Consider the following 15,628-nt stretch of genomic DNA (forward strand, 5'->3'; position numbering starts at 1 on the left):
TGTGTTGGCGGAGTGGGTGTGCACGAGTGGAGCGGGGAGGAGCGGCATGGCGCAGAACGGAGGGGGTTCAGGGCATGCCGGGGCGCAAAGGCAGAGGGTTAGAGCGTGGGGAGCCATACGCGCATGGCGCCGTCCTGGCGATTGGCCCACGCGTAATAGGGGATGGCGGTGAGTTCGACCGGATCGCCGCCCTGGCCGGAGTCCACCACGGCGTCCGCGTACGGCCACCAGCCCCTGTCCTCGTCAGGGCGACGCCGCCCGGCGGCGACGATCGTGGTGACGCCACCGAGCAGTTCGGGGCGGTGCTCGACGGCGAGCGGCCGGGTCCGGTCGAGGACGATGTCGTCCAGTCCCCCGCCGGGGTGGTCGACGCCTTCCAGGCAGTACACGAGGGGACCGCGCTCGATCGCGACGCAACCACGCACCGCGTCCACCCGCGGGTCCGCCGTCGTCAGCCGAGGTCCCAGGGAGAGGTCGAGGACGACTTGGTCTCCGGGGGCCCAGGTGCGCTCAAGCCGCAGCCATCCGTCCACGACGGGAGCGTTGGTCGCGTCGTACGTGGTGCTGCCACAGCGCACGCGGTAGTCGGAGCACCACCGCGGGATCCGCAGCGAAAGCGTCCAGGGGCGGCCGGCCGGGGACTCGTCGACGGTGACGGCGATGGTGCCCTGCCACGGGTACTCGGTCGCGACCCGCGCCACGACGGGGGTGCCGCCGACGTCTGCGGTGATGCGGCCGGTGACGTACTGGTGGATCTGGAGGCCGTCCTCGTCGCCGGAGGCGAGGTAGTGCTCCAGAGAGGCGAGCAGCCGCATCACGTTCGGCGGGCAGCAGGCGCAGCGGAACCAGCGGGTGCGGCGGGCGGACTGGTCGCCGCCCGTGTCGGTGTGGCCGTCGCGGACCTGGAGCGGGTTGACGTACAGCCAGCCCTCGCCGTCCAGGGAGACGCCGGCCAGGAAGCCGTTGTAGAGGGTGCGTTCGATGAGGTCGCCGTAGCGGGCCTCACCGGTGAGCAGGGCCATCCGCCAGCTCCACTGGATGGAGGCGATGGCGGCGCAGGTTTCGCAGTAGGCGCGCTCGTTCGGAAGCTCGAAGGGGTCGCCGAAGTCCTCCTCGTCGTGGTGGGCACCGAGTCCGCCGGTGATGTGCGTCTTCGTGCGGGTCATGGCGTCCCACAACCGCTCGGTGGCGGCGCGGAGTCCGGCGTCGCCCGTCTCGGTCGCCAGGTCGGTGGCCGCGGCCAGCAGATACAGCTGGCGGACGGCGTGGCCCTCCACGTCGGTGGCCTCGCGTACGGGGACCCGGTCCTGGCAGTACGCCTCGCCGCCGAGCAGTCCGTGGCCGAAGCGGTCGACGAAGTAGCCGGCGAGGTCGAGGTAGCGGCGTTCACCGGTCTCGCGGTACAGCTCGACCAGGGCGGTCTCGACCTCGGGGTGAGCGTCGATGCCGTCGATGGGCCTGCCGCTGCCGGGCGGGCCGAAGACGCTGTCGATGTGGTCGGCGAACTTGACCGCGACGTCCAGGAGTTCGCGGCGCCCGGTGCTTCGGTGGTGGGCCACCGCGGCCTGGATCAGATGCCCTGCGCAGTACAGCTCGTGCCCCCAGCGCAGGTCCGTGTACCGTTCGCCTCCCTTCAGGAGCTGGGACCAGGTGTTCAGGTAGCCGTCGGGCTGCTGGGCCTCGGCGACCAGGGAAACGATGCGTTCGACGTCGGCGGCGAGCCGGTCGTGGTCCTGCCCTCCCTGGCCGAGCTGCCACGACGCGGCTTCCAGCCACTTGTAGACGTCCGTGTCGACGAAGGGGTAACCGCCCCGGAACGCACCATCGGCTGTACCCGCCACGATCCGCAGGTTGCTCAGATTCCCCGCGGACTCGAGGAGCTCGGGACCCTGCGGTATCGACGTGTGGGCGTTCACATCGCGTCGAGTGCGCCAGAAGCCGGCACGGATCTCAGCGGCGGCGGGAACAAGCGCGGCGCCCGCACCCGGGCCGGGACGGACGGGACCGGCGGGAACGCGGTTCCGTCCGGGAGGAAGCGAGGGCGACGGCGGCACGGCTGAACCAGGGCGCGGCATGACTCTCCGGAAGAAGTAGACGAGGAAGAGGGTGTCCGGCCCGCTGAGGATGCAGACGTGCCGGACACCGGTCGACGTGTCGTCGCGGGCCGGGCGGATGGGCTCGGCGGCCGAGGGACTCGCCTGGGGCAAATTTGAGCAATCGTTTTTCTAGCGGAAACCTAGGAAGCCCTCAGGGTGGAGTCAAGGGGTACAACCGAAGTATCTTGGGGCCTGACGAAGGCTGGCCTGGAAAGGCCAACGATGCCAGGATGCGATGTCCGACGTCCGATAGGAAAAGGTTTGCGCGTGACCGCAGAAGCAGGTTCCACTCCAGTCGAGCGGGCGAAGCTCGCCGATGTCGCCCGGCTCGCGGGCGTGAGCGTCGGGACGGCCTCCAAAGCCCTGAGCGGCAGCGGCAGGATGCGCCCCGAGACCCGCCAGCGGGTCCTGGACGCCGTCGCCACGCTCGACTTCAGGCCGAACCCGCAGGCACAGGGCCTGCACACCGGCCGTAGCTGGACGGTCGGCCTGATGACGACCGACGGTATCGGGCGCTTCAGCACCCCTGTCCTGCTCGGCGCGGAGGACGCGCTCGGCGCGGGCGAGATCTCCGTCCTGCTCTGTGACACCCGCGGCGACGTCATCCGCGAGCAGCATCACCTGCGCAATCTGACGAACCGCCGGGTCGATGGCATCATCGTGACCGGTCGGCGCACCGACCCGCGCGCGCCGTTGAAGGGCGTGGACCCGATCCCGGCTGTCTACGCCCTGTCCCCCTCGACCGATCCCGCGGACATGTCCGTTGTCTCCGACGAGGCGAGCGGGGTGACCCTGGCGGTCGAGCACCTGCTCGCCACCGGGCGCACCCGCATCGCACACGTCACGGGACCGGCCCATCACGCCGCCGCGCAGAACCGGGCCCGGCACACCGTGGATCTGCTCGAAGCCGCCGGGCTGGAACCGGCCACCGGCCGCGTTCACTTCGGCGAGTGGAGCGAGGCGTGGGGCCGGCGAGCCGTCGACGCCGTGCTGCGCACCGCCCCGGACACAGACGCCTTCTTCTGCGGCAATGACCAGATCGCCCGGGGTGTGACGGACGCCCTGCGGGAGAATGGCGTGAGCGTCCCCGACCGGGTTGCTGTCGTGGGCTACGACAACTGGGACACCATGGCACTGGCCAGCCGCCCGCCCCTGACGACGATCGACACCAACCTCACCGAGATCGGCCGACAGGCCGCCCTGCGACTCCTGGAAGCCATCAACTCCAAGCCCACGCCAGGCGTGCACACGGTTCCGTGCCAGTTGGTGGTCCGTGAGTCCACCTGACCGGTCGAGAGGGTAGAGCCAGCTCCGCGGTCAGCTCGCGACCGGCCCGTGCGGCGCCACGGCACGGGTCCGGTACGGCGCGGTGCCAGGGCGCGCGAGAGCGGCCGTGCGCGTCCACCGCCGGAGCGGCTGAGAGCTGTGGTCCACACCGCGGTCGACGACGTCACCGGACTGCCGCACGCCTTCGTCCCGACGAGCGCACGACGGTTCTCGCGCCGGCCGCATCGTGGCCTTCAGCCCCGCGGCGCCACACGGATTCGGTTCCCGTCAGGATCGGCTGCGAGGAAGGTCAGCCCGAATCCCGCATCGTGTGGCTCCTGCAGGATCGTGACGCCCTTGGACTGCCACTGCTTGAAGAGGGCATTGATCGCGTCGGGCCCATCGTTGCTGGCCAGACAAACCTCACTGGTGCGCGGGACATCCGCTGACAGGTCGTCGAACCGGCCGGACCACACAGCGAGGTCAGCGCCTGGCCCGAGGTCGAAGGTGATGTATCCCGGAGTCTCGAACGAAGGCCGCATGCCGAGCAGGTCGCCATAGAAGCGTGCGGCGGCAGGAGCGTCGTTCACGTAGACGATGGTCACGACGGATGTGGTCATGGTTGCTTCCTTCTCGCGGGTGGTGGGTACGCGGCCGCCAGCCTGACCGGGAAATGCGCCGTAGGATGTCGCAATTCCTGAAAGGCTTTGCGGGTGACCCCAGACCGCTTCTTCTCCCTGATGCTGCTCCTGGCATCGAGGGATGCCGTGACCACACAGGAACTCGCCTCGGCGCTCGGGGTGTCCCTTCGAACCGTCACCCGGGATCTGAACTGGCTCCGCGAGGCCGGACTACCGGTGACCGCGCAACGCGGCCGCCTCGGAGGCGTGAGCATGCTGCCCGTATCCGGGCTCGACCTCACGCGACTCACGCCGGGCGAGCGTGATCATCTCTCGCTCGCCGGGCTGGACGAGAAGCAACGAGCGGAGCTCGACGCAGCGGTGGAATGCCGGCGCGCTCTCTCCAAGGTCGCCGCTGCACAGCGACATCGAATGGGTGAGCTCCTGCCGCTCACCGACGTAGTGCACGTGGACAGCCGTCCCTGGCTCCAGGCGCGGACTTCCGGCACGACTCCCGCTTCGCTGATCGGCCCGGTACGGCGAGGTCGCCGGCTGTGGATCGAGTACGACAGCACACGCGAGTCATGCCCACGCGACCTGGTCGTGGATCCCTACGGGCTGTTAGCCAAGGCCGGCATCTGGTACCTCGTCGCCGACTGTGCCCGAGTGCCACGGATGTACCGACTTGAGCGGATCTCCACGTGGAAGGAAGTCGACCAGCCGCGACAGATCCGCGTGAACCAGACCCTGGCCACCGTCGCTGCAGCCCTCGTCGAGAAGTGGGAGCACAACCACGTGGTAGAGGTGAGCGCCACCATCGGCAGGGCCCAGATCGAGCGAGCGCGGCGGATCCTCGGCCAACGACTCGTCCAGGACGAGCCTGAGGAAACCACCACCGGCCACAGGGTGAGGATCCGCTTCCTGCACCTTGAGGACGTGCGAGCACTGCTGCCCTTCGGAAGCACCATCACTGTGCACGGCCCCGCCGAAGCCAGGACTCACCTCCGCGACCTCGCCACCGATCTCGCCCACCACTATGCGTCGCCACCAACGCCCTGACCCGCAATACCACCGGCTGGGGCAGTCGGCGCCGACGCCTGCACCACGAGGTCGCGGCCACGGGTCCTGCCGGGCCCGGTGGCTCGGCAGGACCCGGACGTATCCGCACGGTGCCCTGTGCGGGCTGCCGGCGCGTCACGGGCTCAGGGAGCCTCCTTCACGAGGTGGGCGGCGGCACCGGTCAGATTCGAGGGGGCGGCCATTGCCGTGCCCAGAACGAATGCCGCGGCGAACAGCACGGTTGCGATGAGCTTCGTCAAAGTCTCTGGATTCCTCATGACGTACGGGAATGCTGGCCACGTGGTCCGGATTCAATCGCGGCGAATCGTTCCTTCCTGCCGCTTCATCACGCGGACGATCGTTCCTGCGTGCAGCAATTCTTCGGATCGGGGAGCGAGCGGGTCGGTGAACCCTTTCTCCTCACTGTTCTTCCGAGGCTCGGCCAGCCCGTGATCGTCGGTCCAGAGGGGTCGCAACCCGAGCGGATACCGGATCTCCTCAAACTTGTCCGCAGGAGAAGCGGGCCCGCTGTCGACGCCGGCGCTCGGCGCCGGTCCGGGCCATGCCTCCCGTTCGATGTCCTCCAGGCGGCGGCGGAAGTCGACGTGCAGCTCATCCATCGTGTCGAAGAAGCTCTTCAGCAAAGAGCACATCCATACCTCCTGTAGCCATGCCCACCGCCAACTCCACTGCGCTGACAGGGCAGATGGGGCCTGGGCTGTACGAGGACGGCGGTGGGTTGTGCGTTCGTATCGTTTACGGGGTTCCGGACTCCCCAACGACTCCCACCGCCGAAAGGAACGTGCCAATCGGGTGATCCCGCTGGGGCCAGACGGCCCCGCGGAGCGAGCGGCTGCTCGGCAACGCGGTGAGCAAGGGCTTCTCCTCGCGGCACAACGAGGACGGCGGTGTGACTGAGCGTTCCCGTTGGCGGAGAGCGCTTCGCTTGGCGGATCTGAACGTCGCAGTCGGCGGACGACGGGGACCGGCGCCGGCCATCGGGCAGGATGGCTGCCATGGCACACGTCGCGCTCTTCCACTCCGTGCTCGGCCTGCGCCCCGTCGAACTGCATGCCGCCGAGCGGCTTCGCCGGGCCGGGCACGAGGCTGTCGCCCCCGACCTGTTCGGGGGTTTGGCGGCAGCCACCCCTGATGAAGGGTTCGGTCTCGTCGAGCGGGTGGGCTGGGCCACCGTGATGCAGCGCGCTCGGCTGGCACTGGAAGGCATGCCCGAGGACACAGTGCTGGTCGGTGTCTCCATGGGCGCCGGCGTGGTCAGTGGCCTGTGGCCCGAACGCACCGGCACCTTCGGAATTCTGCTCCTGCACGCCACGGCCGAGGTGCCGGTCAACTCTCGACCTGGTCTGGGCATCCAGCTGCACGCTGCCGACCCGGACCCCTTCGCCCCGCCGGAACGCGTTACCGCCCTGGAGGTGGCAGCCAAGGGATCCGAAGCCGCTCTGGAGGTATTCCGCTACCCCAGCGTCGGCCACTTCTACACGGACCCCGCGTCGCCGGACCACGACGCAGCCGCAGCCGAGCTGACCTGGGCGCGGGTCCTGAAATTCCTCGACCGACACGATCCACGGCCGGCCCATGAGGTCCGGCCGTAACGAGGTGGACTGTGGCACGCCCCAAGTAGCGCTCCCGTCAGCGACACTCGCGCGTGTGCCCGGTCGAGCCGGCGCCGGCCGCTACGGGCACCCTCTCCATCCCCGGCGCCGCGGCCGCGAGGGCCGTGCCGGCCCCGCCCGATTACGTCGCCACCAGTCAGGGAGCGTTCAACGGCACCCGGCAGGCGGGCTCGGCCCTCGGCGTCGCGGTGCCCGTCGCCAGGGCTGTGCTGTCGACGGCGGGCTGAAATTCCGTTCGGCGTCGGCCTGGGCTCAGGAGCCGGCGGCGATCCGGCCGACGACGGCCGCGGCCCGTTCGGAATGCGCCGTCAGCCACTGGCCCATGTGGTCGCGCACAGCCTGAGCAACACACGCCCGCACTTCGAGGTTGCACAGCTGCTCGTGGATGCCGCCCCGGAACTCGGGACGGTCGAGCTTCACGGACACGACAGCTGTCAGCCCCTCGCCCATGCGGTCGGCAGGCGGAACGCGGCCGCGCCATCCAGCACCTGAATGTCGCTCTCCTCGTACGTGGTGACTTCCTCGTCCACGACACCCCTCCCCGGGTTGTCCAGCAGGTACGCCCAGGCTAGCCGTTTCGAAACAAAACACCAGGTCAGAGCCATGATCCAAAGGTCGTGGTCAGCCGCGTAGGCCCCTGGGGCTGGGACGACACCTTTCTCCGCGGAGCCGCGGTGTCGTTCTCTGCCGGACGACACGCAAAGCCGCCGGGTCAAGACGGCCTGAGGTCGTCCGACCCGGCGGCGTTCGCCGGGCAGTGCTCGTCTGTCACGAGCGCCCGCCGCGATGGTGGTGTCTTGACTCAAGTACGGCCGGTCGGTCAGACGTCGCTGCTGTCGGTCGGCGTCGCATCGCCGAGCATGGCGAGGGTCAGCACATTGCCGGAGATGCCCCAGCCGCCGTCGGCGACCTCCTCCACCAGAACCATGGTGTTGTCGCGGGCGCGCTCGCCGTAGATCTCGACGTACAGCTCAGTGGTGCGGGTGACGATCTCCTCCTTCTGCTTCAGAGTGAGGGTCTTCTCGGGGACCTTGAAGTTCGCGAAAGGCATGGCTGATGTTCCTTTTCTCAGTGGGGTTGCAGGGAGCTGCCTGCGGCGAGCAGGCTGTCCGGTGCGATGCGGCGGAACAGGCCACCGCGGTCCGGTCGCGGGCCGACGTCCGTCGGGAGCCCGCGTACAGGACGGCTGTCCCTGTTTCGTCGTTCCTCGTGGCGGGATCTCGTTGTCGGTGGAGAGGTGGCTGCAGGCGGTTCAGATGATTCCGCCGTTGGCGCGGAGGACCTGCCCGTTGATCCAGTGGCCGGCCGGGGAGGACAGAAACGCGACGACCTCGGCGATGTCAGCTGGGGTACCGAGGCGTTCCAGCGGGGGCTGGGCAGCCAGGCGGGCGATGGTCTCCTCGTCCTTGCCGTCCAGGAAGAGGTCGGTGGCCGTGGGGCCGGGAGCGACTGTGTTGGCGGTGACGTCCCGGCCCCGCAGTTCCCGGGCCAGGATCAGCGTCAGCGCCTCGACCGCGCCCTTACTGGCGGCGTACGCGCCGTATCCCGGGAAGGCCAGCCCCACCACGGACGTGGAGAACGTCACGATCGTGCCACCGGGGCGCACCCGGCGCGCGGCCTGCTGGACGACGACGAACGTGCCGCGGATGTTGGTGCGGTGCAGGTCGTCCAGGAGGGCCAGGTCCAGTTCGGCGATCGGCGCCAGGTGCATCCGGCCGGCCGCGTGCACGACGACGTCGACGCCGCCGAACTCCGCTTCGGCCGCGTCGAACAAGGCTGCCACCGCACGATCGTCGGCGACGTCCGCACGTACTGCGACCGCCTGACCGCCTTCGGCGACGGCCTCCGTGACGGCAGTTTCGGCCTCGTCCTGGTTGCCGGCATAGCCGACCACGACGGCGTACCCCTCGGCGGCCAGCCGGCCGACGGTCCGGCGGCCGATGCCGCGCGAGCCGCCGGTGACGATCGCCACTCGGGGTGAGGCGGAGGGCTGGGCCGAGGTGGCGGTCCCGCCGGGGGAAGTGGGGCGAGGCATAGCTGACTCCTGTGCTGGATGAGGGCCGGGCGCGGCTCTGCCGTCGCCCTGCTGCGTCCTCCACGATGGGCCGGCCGCCCGTCCCCAGCCAGGGCTGCGTCTACCCAGGGGTTGCCACCCCCTGGCTGCGCTCCGGCGTAAGAGCGACCATGGAGGGGTGAACCTTCCAGAACTGGGCGCCTTCCTCAGGACGCGCCGGGACCGCATCCGCCCCTCCGATGTCGGTCTCCCCCATGGCCCGCGTCGGCGCGTCCCCGGACTGCGCCGTGAGGAAGTCGCTCAGTTGGCAGGGCTGTCGGCCGACTACTACACCGAGCTGGAACGCGGCAGCGGGAAAAACGGTGTGCAGCCCTCGGCCCAGACTCTGGCCGCCCTCGCCCGAGCCCTGCGCCTGAACGGCGACGAGCGCGACCACCTGTTTCACCTGGCCGAACGGCTGGTCCCGCCGTCCGCACACGGACCATCGGCACACGCCCAGCCCGCGCTCCTCGGACTCCTGGACCGGCTGTCCAACACCCCCGCGCGCGTCATCACCGACCTCCACGAAACCCTGGCGGAGAACGACCTGGCCCTCACTCTCCTCGGCAAGTCCCCGGCACACGGCAGCGGGGCGGCGAGCTTCGTGTACCGCTGGTTCACCGACTCTCGGGCGCGTGAGATCTATCCGCCCGAGGACCACCCGCAGCACTCCCGGGTCTTCGTGGCCGACCTCCGAGCGGCGGCCGCCAGGCGCGGCCGGAACACGGAGGTAACGGAGATGATCGCCGTGCTGCGCCGCCGCAGCGATGAGTTCGCAGCCCTCTGGGACACCCACGACGTCGCGGTGCGCCGCATGGACCACAAGAGGATCGTCCACCCCGTGCTCGGCGTCATCGAACTCGACTGCTACAGCCTTCTCAGCGAAGACGGGCGCCAACGCCTGCTGTGGTTCTCCGCCCCGCCCGGGAGCCCGGGAGCGGGGCAACTGGAACTGCTGTCGGTTGTGGGAGCTCAGGACCTGCGCGTCACGAAGGACACGGCAGCACCGGAGAGGTTGTCCGCGGCGAAACCCGGATAGCGGCCTTGACCAACGCCGCCCGGCGGGACCGCGAGCGACGTCCGGGGAACGCGCCCCGTACCGTTTGACGATCCGGAGTGGCGTCAGGTCCAGGGGGCGAACGGCGGGCGGGCGGGGGCAGGGCCGAGCGTGGTGGTCCCGGGCTCGGAGCGGTGCCCGAGACCGGTCCGGTACGCGTTGAGTGCCTCCTCGGTGCGGCCCTCGTGACGCATCAGGTCGCCGAGGAGGCGGCAGATGTCGGCGAGGTCTCCGGCGGCCCCGGTCTGTTCGAGCAGGGAGAGAGCCGTGGCGTAGTGCCGCTCGGCCGACTCGGTGTCGTCGGCCTCCTCCGCGATCAGCCCGAGGAGCCGGTGGGCTCCGGCGGCGTGCAACGCGCCACGACCGTGCTGGAGACCTGCCAGAAGGCTCCCGAGCAGCTCTGCGGCCTCCGCGGACTTCCCGCTCCTGCGCAGCACGTCGGCAAGTTCGACCTCCACCTGTGAGACGTACAGTGCGGCACGCTTGGAGACCAGCATGGAGCGGGCGGTCCGCAGCGCTGCCTCCGCTTGGCGGAGGTCGCCGTCCTGCGCCCAGACATAGCCGCGCATCCAGTGGCAATGGGCGAGTTCGGTGCGCATCTGGAGCTGTTCATAGAGCTCGGCGGCTCGTGTCAGTGAGATCTGGGCCGCATCGGCCCTGCCTTCGGCGATCAGGGTGCGGGCAACCGTGCGGTGCATGCCCGCGACGAGAGCGGGGTCGGACACCTGGGACACCAGAGCGAGCGCGAGTTCGGCGGCCTGCGCCGCCCGGGCGTGGGCGCCCATGTCCATGTAGGGGGCGATCGAGGCCGTGTACAGCTGGAGCAGAGCTCCCGGATCGTGCAGCCCAGAGGTGTTCAGCTCGTCGATCGCGTTCTCCAGCAGGTAGCAGGAGTAGCGAAGTTCGCCGGCCAGGTAGTGGGCGACCGACCTTCCCCGGACCGCACGCGCTCGTACAGGCAGTGGTTCGCCGGCCAGCACCTGTTCGGCCGCCTCGAACCGGGTGAGGGCTTCGGCCAGTTCGCCCGTCTCAAGCGCGCATTCCCCCAGACCGGTGAGGGCGGCTCCGCGTTCCTCGGTGAGCTGGAACTCGTCGGCCCGTCCGAGAACCTGCTCGTAGACGGCCCGTGCGTCTGCGGCGTCCGCGATCGCCAGCACCCGCTGCGCTTCGGTGAGCTGCATGCGCAGCTCGGCGGCGAGATGGGTGGGGCGGCCCGTGGCCAGTTCCTCCTCGGCGACCCCGAGCCGATCGGCGATATGCCGCAGCGCCGCCTCCGATGGCCGCACCTTTCCCGCCTCAAGGGTCGAGACGTACGCGGCGGTGTACTCGGGCTCGGCCAGCTGCCGCTGCGTCAGCCCGCGCTCCGTGCGCAGCCTCTTCACCCGTCGACCGATCGCCACCGGGTCTCCCGTCCCCCCGGCGCGGATCGTCCCGTCGTTGCCTGTCCGCACCCCGTCGGCCCGGGCCATGGCGTCCCCTCTCGTCCACCGGAGTCCCCGGCCCTCGTGCGTACCGTCTGTCGTGCTGTGGTGCCGTGGCAGGACGACTTCGGGTCGGGCGGGCAGCCGTGCCCCTGCCGTCTTCCACAGAAGGGCCACTGCCCTCGCCCCGGGACGACGCGGCTCCTGCCCGTGCCACGTCGCATGGTCCCACATACGCCGGCTCCGTCCGGAGCCGCAACGAGACGGGCCGTGTTGACGGTTGCGCTGGCCGCCAGTTACCAAACAGCAACCTGCTGACCGTCCGGCTGCCCGTTGCGCGGCCTCCGACCGCACTCTAAGTTAAACGCCAACTCAAGCGAATTGAACAGAGGAATTAAGTTGGTGCGGGCGTGGGAGGCCCCCCTCACCCGGTGCCGACTCCGCCGGGGGCCGGTTGGCCCTCCATCGGCCGGCAGCTCCTGAAGGCTCCTCGTCGAAGCACCTACGACTCCTGCACGGCCGGCGGACACAGCGCCCGGGACCGGCAGTTCAGGCCAGAGCAAGGATTGACATGCACACAAAAAGGACTGCTGCCATATCCACCGGCGTCGCGCTCGCGGCCGTACTCGGGGCGGCGCTCGCCGCGCCCGCCTCGGCCATCGACCCGGAGGAGCCCACGCAGACGCCGAACGTCAGCGTCGAGTACTTCCCCGAACCGGGCGGCGAGGGCCACCGGACCGAAGTCCCGCTCTCCAACGGAACACCCGGCGCGAGCGCCGCCCTCAGGAGCGCGGCGCCGGCCGCGACGACGGACGGCGAGGTCGCCCCGCTGGCCGTGACGGGCTCCTCCGACGACCGACTGGACGTCGTGATCGTCGGCGACGGCTACACCGCCGACGAGCAGGGCGCCTTCCACACGGCCGCAGCCGCCAAGTGGGCGGACATCACCGCCATCGAGCCCTACGCGAGCTACAAGGGGCTGATGAACGTCTGGACCGTCGACGCGGTCTCGGCCGAGTCCGGAATCACGGGGGACCCCACCGCCGACGTCACCAAGAACACCGCACTCGGCAGCTACTTCTGGTGCTCCCGGACCGAGCGGCTGATCTGCGCCGACATCGACAAGGTCGCCGCGTACGCCGAGAAGGCGCCCGACGCCGACCTGGTCGTCGTCGTCTCCAACTCCACCAAGTACGGAGGCGCCGGATACTCCGGGCTGGAGGAGGAGTACGGGTACCCCTTCGACGGCGTCTCGACCCTCTCCTCGGACAACGCGCAGTCGAGCATGATCGCCACGCACGAGATCGCCCACTCGGTCGGCCTCCTGGCAGACGAGTACACGTACGAGGGCTACGGCACCTGGGCGGGCGGCGAGTTCACCGAGCCCAACTCCAGCATCCTCACCGCGGCACGGATGACGAACAGCCGGAGCAAGTGGTACCGCTGGCTCGGCGAGGACGACCCCACCGGCGGCACCGTCGGCACGTACGAGGGCAGCAGCTACTACCCGTTCGGGACCTACCGCCCGACGCAGAACTCGATCATGCGAGCCCTGAACATCACCGAATTCAACCTGCCCGGACGCGAGGCCATGATCGCCGGGTTCTACCGTGAGGCCAACGCTCTGAGCAGCGACACCGCCACCGGGGCCACCATCGGCAGAAAGGACCGGCTCACGGTCACGCAGGCCTCGCTCACCGGGCTCGCCGCCCCGCAGCTGCGCTGGTACGTCGACGGGGTCCGGGTGAAGCGGGCTCAGGGCCTCACCTCCACCGCGCCCGCAGCGCTCGGCGTGCCCGCCGACGGCAGGAAGCACACCGTCACCGTCGAGTCGGTGGACACCACCGCGTCGATCCGTGACCCCGAGATCCGCGCCGAGGCCACCGAAAGGCTGACCTGGAGCGTCTCCCCGTCCCCCGCCGCCCGCCCGGAGCCGGCCCCCCGGCCCGGCCGCCCGCGGCACTGACGGCCCGGAGCCGGGCCGCGTCACCCGCCTCCCAGCACCACCACCATGGCAAGCCGCTCGTCGGCGGGGGTAGCACCCCGCGCGGGGAAGCGGGCTGTCCGGATGCGGGGTGTGGCGGGATGACGGGATGACGGGTCCGGACTCGCCCCAACTCGCCGCCCCGTCAGCACACGCGTAGGCCGAGCGCTGTGGTGAACAGCAGGTTCACGGCTCTGTCGACGGCGAGTCGGCTGCGGAAGCCGGGGCCAGTACGCGGTGCAACGGCGGGCCGTCGTCGCGCAGGGAGCGGACGCCGCTCGCCGCTCCCGCTCCTCGCTCTCGCCGAGTCCCGCGCTCGGGCTTGCGTGGAGGTGGTCGCCGGGAAAGATGTCCTCGTCGCCGAGCGGCCCTGGGTCACGTCCTGGTGCGGCGGACCTCCGCGCGTGCTACGGCGTCCACCACGTCAGCTCTGTGAACGAGTTGCAGTGCGCCTCCGGCGTATCTGTGCTCGACCGGGACCCACCCGGTTTGAGTCGACGTTGGGCGGGCGGTTCGGGAATCCCCGGAATGCCAGGCGTCAGGTCGTCTCGCGGCGCTGCTTCATCTCGGCTTCGGCAATGTGGTCGCGGCCACCGCTCAGGGCGTCGCGCACCTGGCGTTCCACGTCGGTGAAGCGCCGGTGGTACCCGTCGTCGTACGCTTCGACGATTTGGTACGTCCACATGCCCGGCAGGACATCGGTGCCCTGAACCTCGCGCTCGACCAGGTCAGCCTGGTCGTCGTGTCCGGCCTCCCGCAGGCGGCGCACCGCCTCGCCAACCGTCTTGTCCGCGCCGCCGGTCAGTTGGTGGAAGTCGTACAGGCGCCCGCGCGCCCGCTGCGTGGTCTCCAAAGCCTGGGACAGCAGCCCCAGTGCCTCCACCGTCGCGTCGTTCATGCCCGGCGGCCGCGGGCCTCGGGCCTCTCCCTGTGCGTTGTCGGCCATCGTCGCCTGCCTTTCTTCGAAGAGCGGGTCCATGTCCGCCCCCGACCAGGCCGCGTCCGCACCAGACGGCAGTGCCATCGACGGCCACACCCCGGCCGCCGCCATGCCGAGAGATGGGGAAGGGCGACTCCCGGAGCAGGGGCACCGCTGGTTGCCTCCAGGGCGGCGCCAAGGCGGCTCCCGGTTCGGCAGCCGCCTTGGCGTTCATCTCTTCGTCCGGTCAGCCGCGGACGATGTTCTGCGCCTGCGGACCCTTCTGGCCCTGGCCGATGTCGAAGGTGACGTGCTCGCCCTCCGTCAGTTCGCGGTACCCGTTGCCCTGGATCTCGGAGTAGTGCGCGAAAACGTCCGGGCCTCCGCCGTCCTGCTCGATGAAGCCGAAGCCCTTTTCGGAGTTGAACCACTTCACAGTGCCGCTGGCCATGCTGTCGATCCTTTGCCGATGTTCGGGAGCGGCCCGGTCGTCCCGGGCGTGCCCCGGCCCCTGGAGCAGGGGCCGCACTCGTTGTACCCCGTATCACCCCGACTGTCCCACGGACGACACGCCCATAGCGGCGCCGTCCGGGCATATGCGACGCGGCAGCAGGTGCAGAGAGGCACCGCTGATGCCGTGCCTCTCATGGTGAGCAGCCTGCCGGCGAGGGGCATGCACAGCGCGGTGGGGGCGCCCAGGCATCCTGGGCGCCCCCACCGCTGGTAGATGCGGTGATGCTACGGGCGTCGGTGGCTGTGGTAGTAGCTGCCGATCTGCTCGTGATAGCCGGCATCACCGGCGTGCTTGTCCTTGTCGAACTCCGGAGAATCCTTGATCTGATCCTTGGTGAGGTCGACGAAGATCTTCCGCTCGGCGGCGTCGACGCTGCGTACGGTGCCGGCCGGGAGCAGAACGTGCTTGCCGAAGATCCAGACGCCCGTGTCGACGACCAAGTACGAGGAGTCGACCTCGTCCGAGTGCTTGTCGACCTTGCCGATGCTGCCGTCAGTGGCCTCGACCTTGTATCCGATGAGGTCGCTTCCAGCGGCATACCCGGCGGTCGGCCGGTAGCCCCACATGCTGTCACTCATAAGACGGCTCCTTTATCGATAGTTGCCACTCCCTCGATTCAATCCGGAATGGGAGCGACGCCTCCGGAATACCGGCAACCCTTTCTCAGGATGTCGTGTGCCCGAGATCATGGCCGCCATTCATCCGTCATTCACACCGGCCCCAGCTGGTCGCTATAAATTGGGGAGGCCGGGGGTACCACCGCTGGAGGTCACGGTTCCTGATGGAACCCCCGACCCTTTCCCCGGGTGCCCTGCGACCCGTTGCTCATGCCCGCCCTCCTCACTCGTCCTGAGGTGGCGGGCACGCGGCTGACGTGGGGGGGGGGGGCGGCGCCCCCCCCGCCGCCCCCCCCCCCCCCCGCGGGGGGGGGGAGAAAAACACAGGGTGTGTACACCCGGGCCACCCGGCCCCCCTGGCCATATGAGGCCCCCCCGGAACCAACCC

The 15,628-nt window shown here is 69.8% G+C and carries 17 protein-coding genes; 6 read left to right on the forward strand and 11 right to left on the reverse strand.

Annotated elements, in window-relative coordinates:
• Window positions 1-98 precede the first annotated feature (98 nt).
• A complete protein-coding gene (locus ACZ6C6_RS13135; RefSeq protein ID WP_469202686.1) occupies window positions 99-2,075 on the reverse strand; it encodes a glycoside hydrolase family 127 protein in 1,977 nt (658 codons plus the stop codon).
• A 288-nt stretch (window positions 2,076-2,363) separates the two neighbouring features.
• Here ACZ6C6_RS13135 and ACZ6C6_RS13140 point away from each other — a divergent pair, with 288 nt between their 5' ends.
• On the forward strand, window positions 2,364-3,383 hold the full coding sequence (locus tag ACZ6C6_RS13140) for a LacI family DNA-binding transcriptional regulator (protein ID WP_469202083.1): 1,020 nt from the start codon (window positions 2,364-2,366) through the stop codon (window positions 3,381-3,383).
• 233 nt (window positions 3,384-3,616) lie between these two features.
• Here the strand turns inward: ACZ6C6_RS13140 and ACZ6C6_RS13145 are convergent, their stop codons facing one another.
• Window positions 3,617-3,982 (reverse strand): VOC family protein, encoded by a 366-nt coding sequence (locus tag ACZ6C6_RS13145; RefSeq protein WP_469202085.1) that lies wholly within the window; start codon window positions 3,980-3,982, stop codon window positions 3,617-3,619.
• Between the two features lie 93 nt (window positions 3,983-4,075).
• Between ACZ6C6_RS13145 and ACZ6C6_RS13150 the strand changes: the two genes are divergently transcribed.
• A complete protein-coding gene (locus ACZ6C6_RS13150; RefSeq protein WP_469202087.1) occupies window positions 4,076-5,041 on the forward strand; it encodes a helix-turn-helix transcriptional regulator in 966 nt (321 codons plus the stop codon).
• A 311-nt stretch (window positions 5,042-5,352) separates the two neighbouring features.
• Here the strand turns inward: ACZ6C6_RS13150 and ACZ6C6_RS13155 are convergent, their stop codons facing one another.
• On the reverse strand, window positions 5,353-5,694 hold the full coding sequence (locus tag ACZ6C6_RS13155) for a hypothetical protein (protein WP_469202088.1): 342 nt from the start codon (window positions 5,692-5,694) through the stop codon (window positions 5,353-5,355).
• Between the two features lie 363 nt (window positions 5,695-6,057).
• Here ACZ6C6_RS13155 and ACZ6C6_RS13160 point away from each other — a divergent pair, with 363 nt between their 5' ends.
• On the forward strand, window positions 6,058-6,654 hold the full coding sequence (locus tag ACZ6C6_RS13160) for a dienelactone hydrolase family protein (RefSeq protein WP_469202090.1): 597 nt from the start codon (window positions 6,058-6,060) through the stop codon (window positions 6,652-6,654).
• Between the two features lie 53 nt (window positions 6,655-6,707).
• A complete protein-coding gene (locus ACZ6C6_RS13165) occupies window positions 6,708-6,902 on the forward strand; it encodes a hypothetical protein (RefSeq protein WP_469202092.1) in 195 nt (64 codons plus the stop codon).
• A 25-nt stretch (window positions 6,903-6,927) separates the two neighbouring features.
• Here the strand turns inward: ACZ6C6_RS13165 and ACZ6C6_RS13170 are convergent, their stop codons facing one another.
• The 4 genes from ACZ6C6_RS13170 to ACZ6C6_RS13185 all read right to left on the reverse strand — a co-directional run bounded on the left by ACZ6C6_RS13170 (window position 6,928) and on the right by ACZ6C6_RS13185 (window position 8,710).
• Window positions 6,928-7,101 carry a hypothetical protein gene (locus ACZ6C6_RS13170; RefSeq protein ID WP_469202094.1) on the reverse strand — a complete coding sequence of 58 codons (174 nt, stop codon included), beginning with the start codon at window positions 7,099-7,101 and terminating at the stop codon, window positions 6,928-6,930.
• Window positions 7,102-7,109: 8 nt separating this feature from the next.
• A complete protein-coding gene (locus ACZ6C6_RS13175; RefSeq protein ID WP_469202096.1) occupies window positions 7,110-7,280 on the reverse strand; it encodes a hypothetical protein in 171 nt (56 codons plus the stop codon).
• A 215-nt stretch (window positions 7,281-7,495) separates the two neighbouring features.
• Window positions 7,496-7,726: a tautomerase family protein gene (locus ACZ6C6_RS13180; protein ID WP_469202098.1), complete on the reverse strand. Its 231-nt coding sequence runs from the start codon at window positions 7,724-7,726 to the stop codon at window positions 7,496-7,498.
• Window positions 7,727-7,927: 201 nt separating this feature from the next.
• Complete coding sequence (locus ACZ6C6_RS13185) at window positions 7,928-8,710, reverse strand: SDR family oxidoreductase (RefSeq protein ID WP_469202100.1); 783 nt, start codon at window positions 8,708-8,710, stop codon at window positions 7,928-7,930.
• A 157-nt stretch (window positions 8,711-8,867) separates the two neighbouring features.
• Here ACZ6C6_RS13185 and ACZ6C6_RS13190 point away from each other — a divergent pair, with 157 nt between their 5' ends.
• Window positions 8,868-9,767 carry a helix-turn-helix transcriptional regulator gene (locus ACZ6C6_RS13190; RefSeq protein WP_469202102.1) on the forward strand — a complete coding sequence of 300 codons (900 nt, stop codon included), beginning with the start codon at window positions 8,868-8,870 and terminating at the stop codon, window positions 9,765-9,767.
• Between the two features lie 83 nt (window positions 9,768-9,850).
• Here ACZ6C6_RS13190 and ACZ6C6_RS13195 read toward each other — a convergent pair whose 3' ends face one another.
• The gene (locus ACZ6C6_RS13195; protein ID WP_469202104.1) at window positions 9,851-11,254 is read right to left on the reverse strand and encodes a helix-turn-helix domain-containing protein; all 1,404 of its coding nucleotides are present in this window, start codon (window positions 11,252-11,254) and stop codon (window positions 9,851-9,853) included.
• A 523-nt stretch (window positions 11,255-11,777) separates the two neighbouring features.
• Between ACZ6C6_RS13195 and ACZ6C6_RS13200 the strand changes: the two genes are divergently transcribed.
• Window positions 11,778-13,172 (forward strand): M64 family metallopeptidase, encoded by a 1,395-nt coding sequence (locus ACZ6C6_RS13200; protein ID WP_469202106.1) that lies wholly within the window; start codon window positions 11,778-11,780, stop codon window positions 13,170-13,172.
• Between the two features lie 556 nt (window positions 13,173-13,728).
• Here the strand turns inward: ACZ6C6_RS13200 and ACZ6C6_RS13205 are convergent.
• The 3 genes from ACZ6C6_RS13205 to ACZ6C6_RS13215 form a co-directional block, all read right to left on the reverse strand.
• Window positions 13,729-14,136 carry a hypothetical protein gene (locus ACZ6C6_RS13205; protein WP_469202688.1) on the reverse strand — a complete coding sequence of 136 codons (408 nt, stop codon included), beginning with the start codon at window positions 14,134-14,136 and terminating at the stop codon, window positions 13,729-13,731.
• Window positions 14,137-14,356: 220 nt separating this feature from the next.
• Complete coding sequence (locus ACZ6C6_RS13210; RefSeq protein ID WP_104782251.1) at window positions 14,357-14,560, reverse strand: cold-shock protein; 204 nt, start codon at window positions 14,558-14,560, stop codon at window positions 14,357-14,359.
• A 287-nt stretch (window positions 14,561-14,847) separates the two neighbouring features.
• The gene (locus ACZ6C6_RS13215) at window positions 14,848-15,201 is read right to left on the reverse strand and encodes a PRC-barrel domain-containing protein (RefSeq protein ID WP_469202108.1); all 354 of its coding nucleotides are present in this window, start codon (window positions 15,199-15,201) and stop codon (window positions 14,848-14,850) included.
• Window positions 15,202-15,628 lie beyond the last annotated feature (427 nt).

The sequence above is a fragment of the Streptomyces sp. NPDC041814 genome, assembly GCF_055590565.1.

Excerpts from the sequence above, each read along its gene's own strand:
- ACZ6C6_RS13175 (WP_469202096.1), bottom strand. The coding sequence starts at position 7,280 with ATGGCTCTGACCTGGTGTTTTGTTTCGAAACGGCTAGCCTGGGCGTAC.
- ACZ6C6_RS13215 (WP_469202108.1), bottom strand. The coding sequence starts at position 15,201 with ATGAGTGACAGCATGTGGGGCTACCGGCCGACCGCCGGGTATGCCGCT.
- ACZ6C6_RS13160 (WP_469202090.1), top strand. The coding sequence starts at position 6,058 with ATGGCACACGTCGCGCTCTTCCACTCCGTGCTCGGCCTGCGCCCCGTC.
- ACZ6C6_RS13135 (WP_469202686.1), bottom strand. The coding sequence starts at position 2,075 with ATGCCGCGCCCTGGTTCAGCCGTGCCGCCGTCGCCCTCGCTTCCTCCC.
- ACZ6C6_RS13155 (WP_469202088.1), bottom strand. The coding sequence starts at position 5,694 with ATGTGCTCTTTGCTGAAGAGCTTCTTCGACACGATGGATGAGCTGCAC.
- ACZ6C6_RS13205 (WP_469202688.1), bottom strand. The coding sequence starts at position 14,136 with ATGGCCGACAACGCACAGGGAGAGGCCCGAGGCCCGCGGCCGCCGGGC.
- ACZ6C6_RS13195 (WP_469202104.1), bottom strand. The coding sequence starts at position 11,254 with ATGGCCCGGGCCGACGGGGTGCGGACAGGCAACGACGGGACGATCCGC.
- ACZ6C6_RS13210 (WP_104782251.1), bottom strand. The coding sequence starts at position 14,560 with ATGGCCAGCGGCACTGTGAAGTGGTTCAACTCCGAAAAGGGCTTCGGC.
- ACZ6C6_RS13145 (WP_469202085.1), bottom strand. The coding sequence starts at position 3,982 with ATGACCACATCCGTCGTGACCATCGTCTACGTGAACGACGCTCCTGCC.
- ACZ6C6_RS13180 (WP_469202098.1), bottom strand. The coding sequence starts at position 7,726 with ATGCCTTTCGCGAACTTCAAGGTCCCCGAGAAGACCCTCACTCTGAAG.
- ACZ6C6_RS13185 (WP_469202100.1), bottom strand. The coding sequence starts at position 8,710 with ATGCCTCGCCCCACTTCCCCCGGCGGGACCGCCACCTCGGCCCAGCCC.
- ACZ6C6_RS13200 (WP_469202106.1), top strand. The coding sequence starts at position 11,778 with ATGCACACAAAAAGGACTGCTGCCATATCCACCGGCGTCGCGCTCGCG.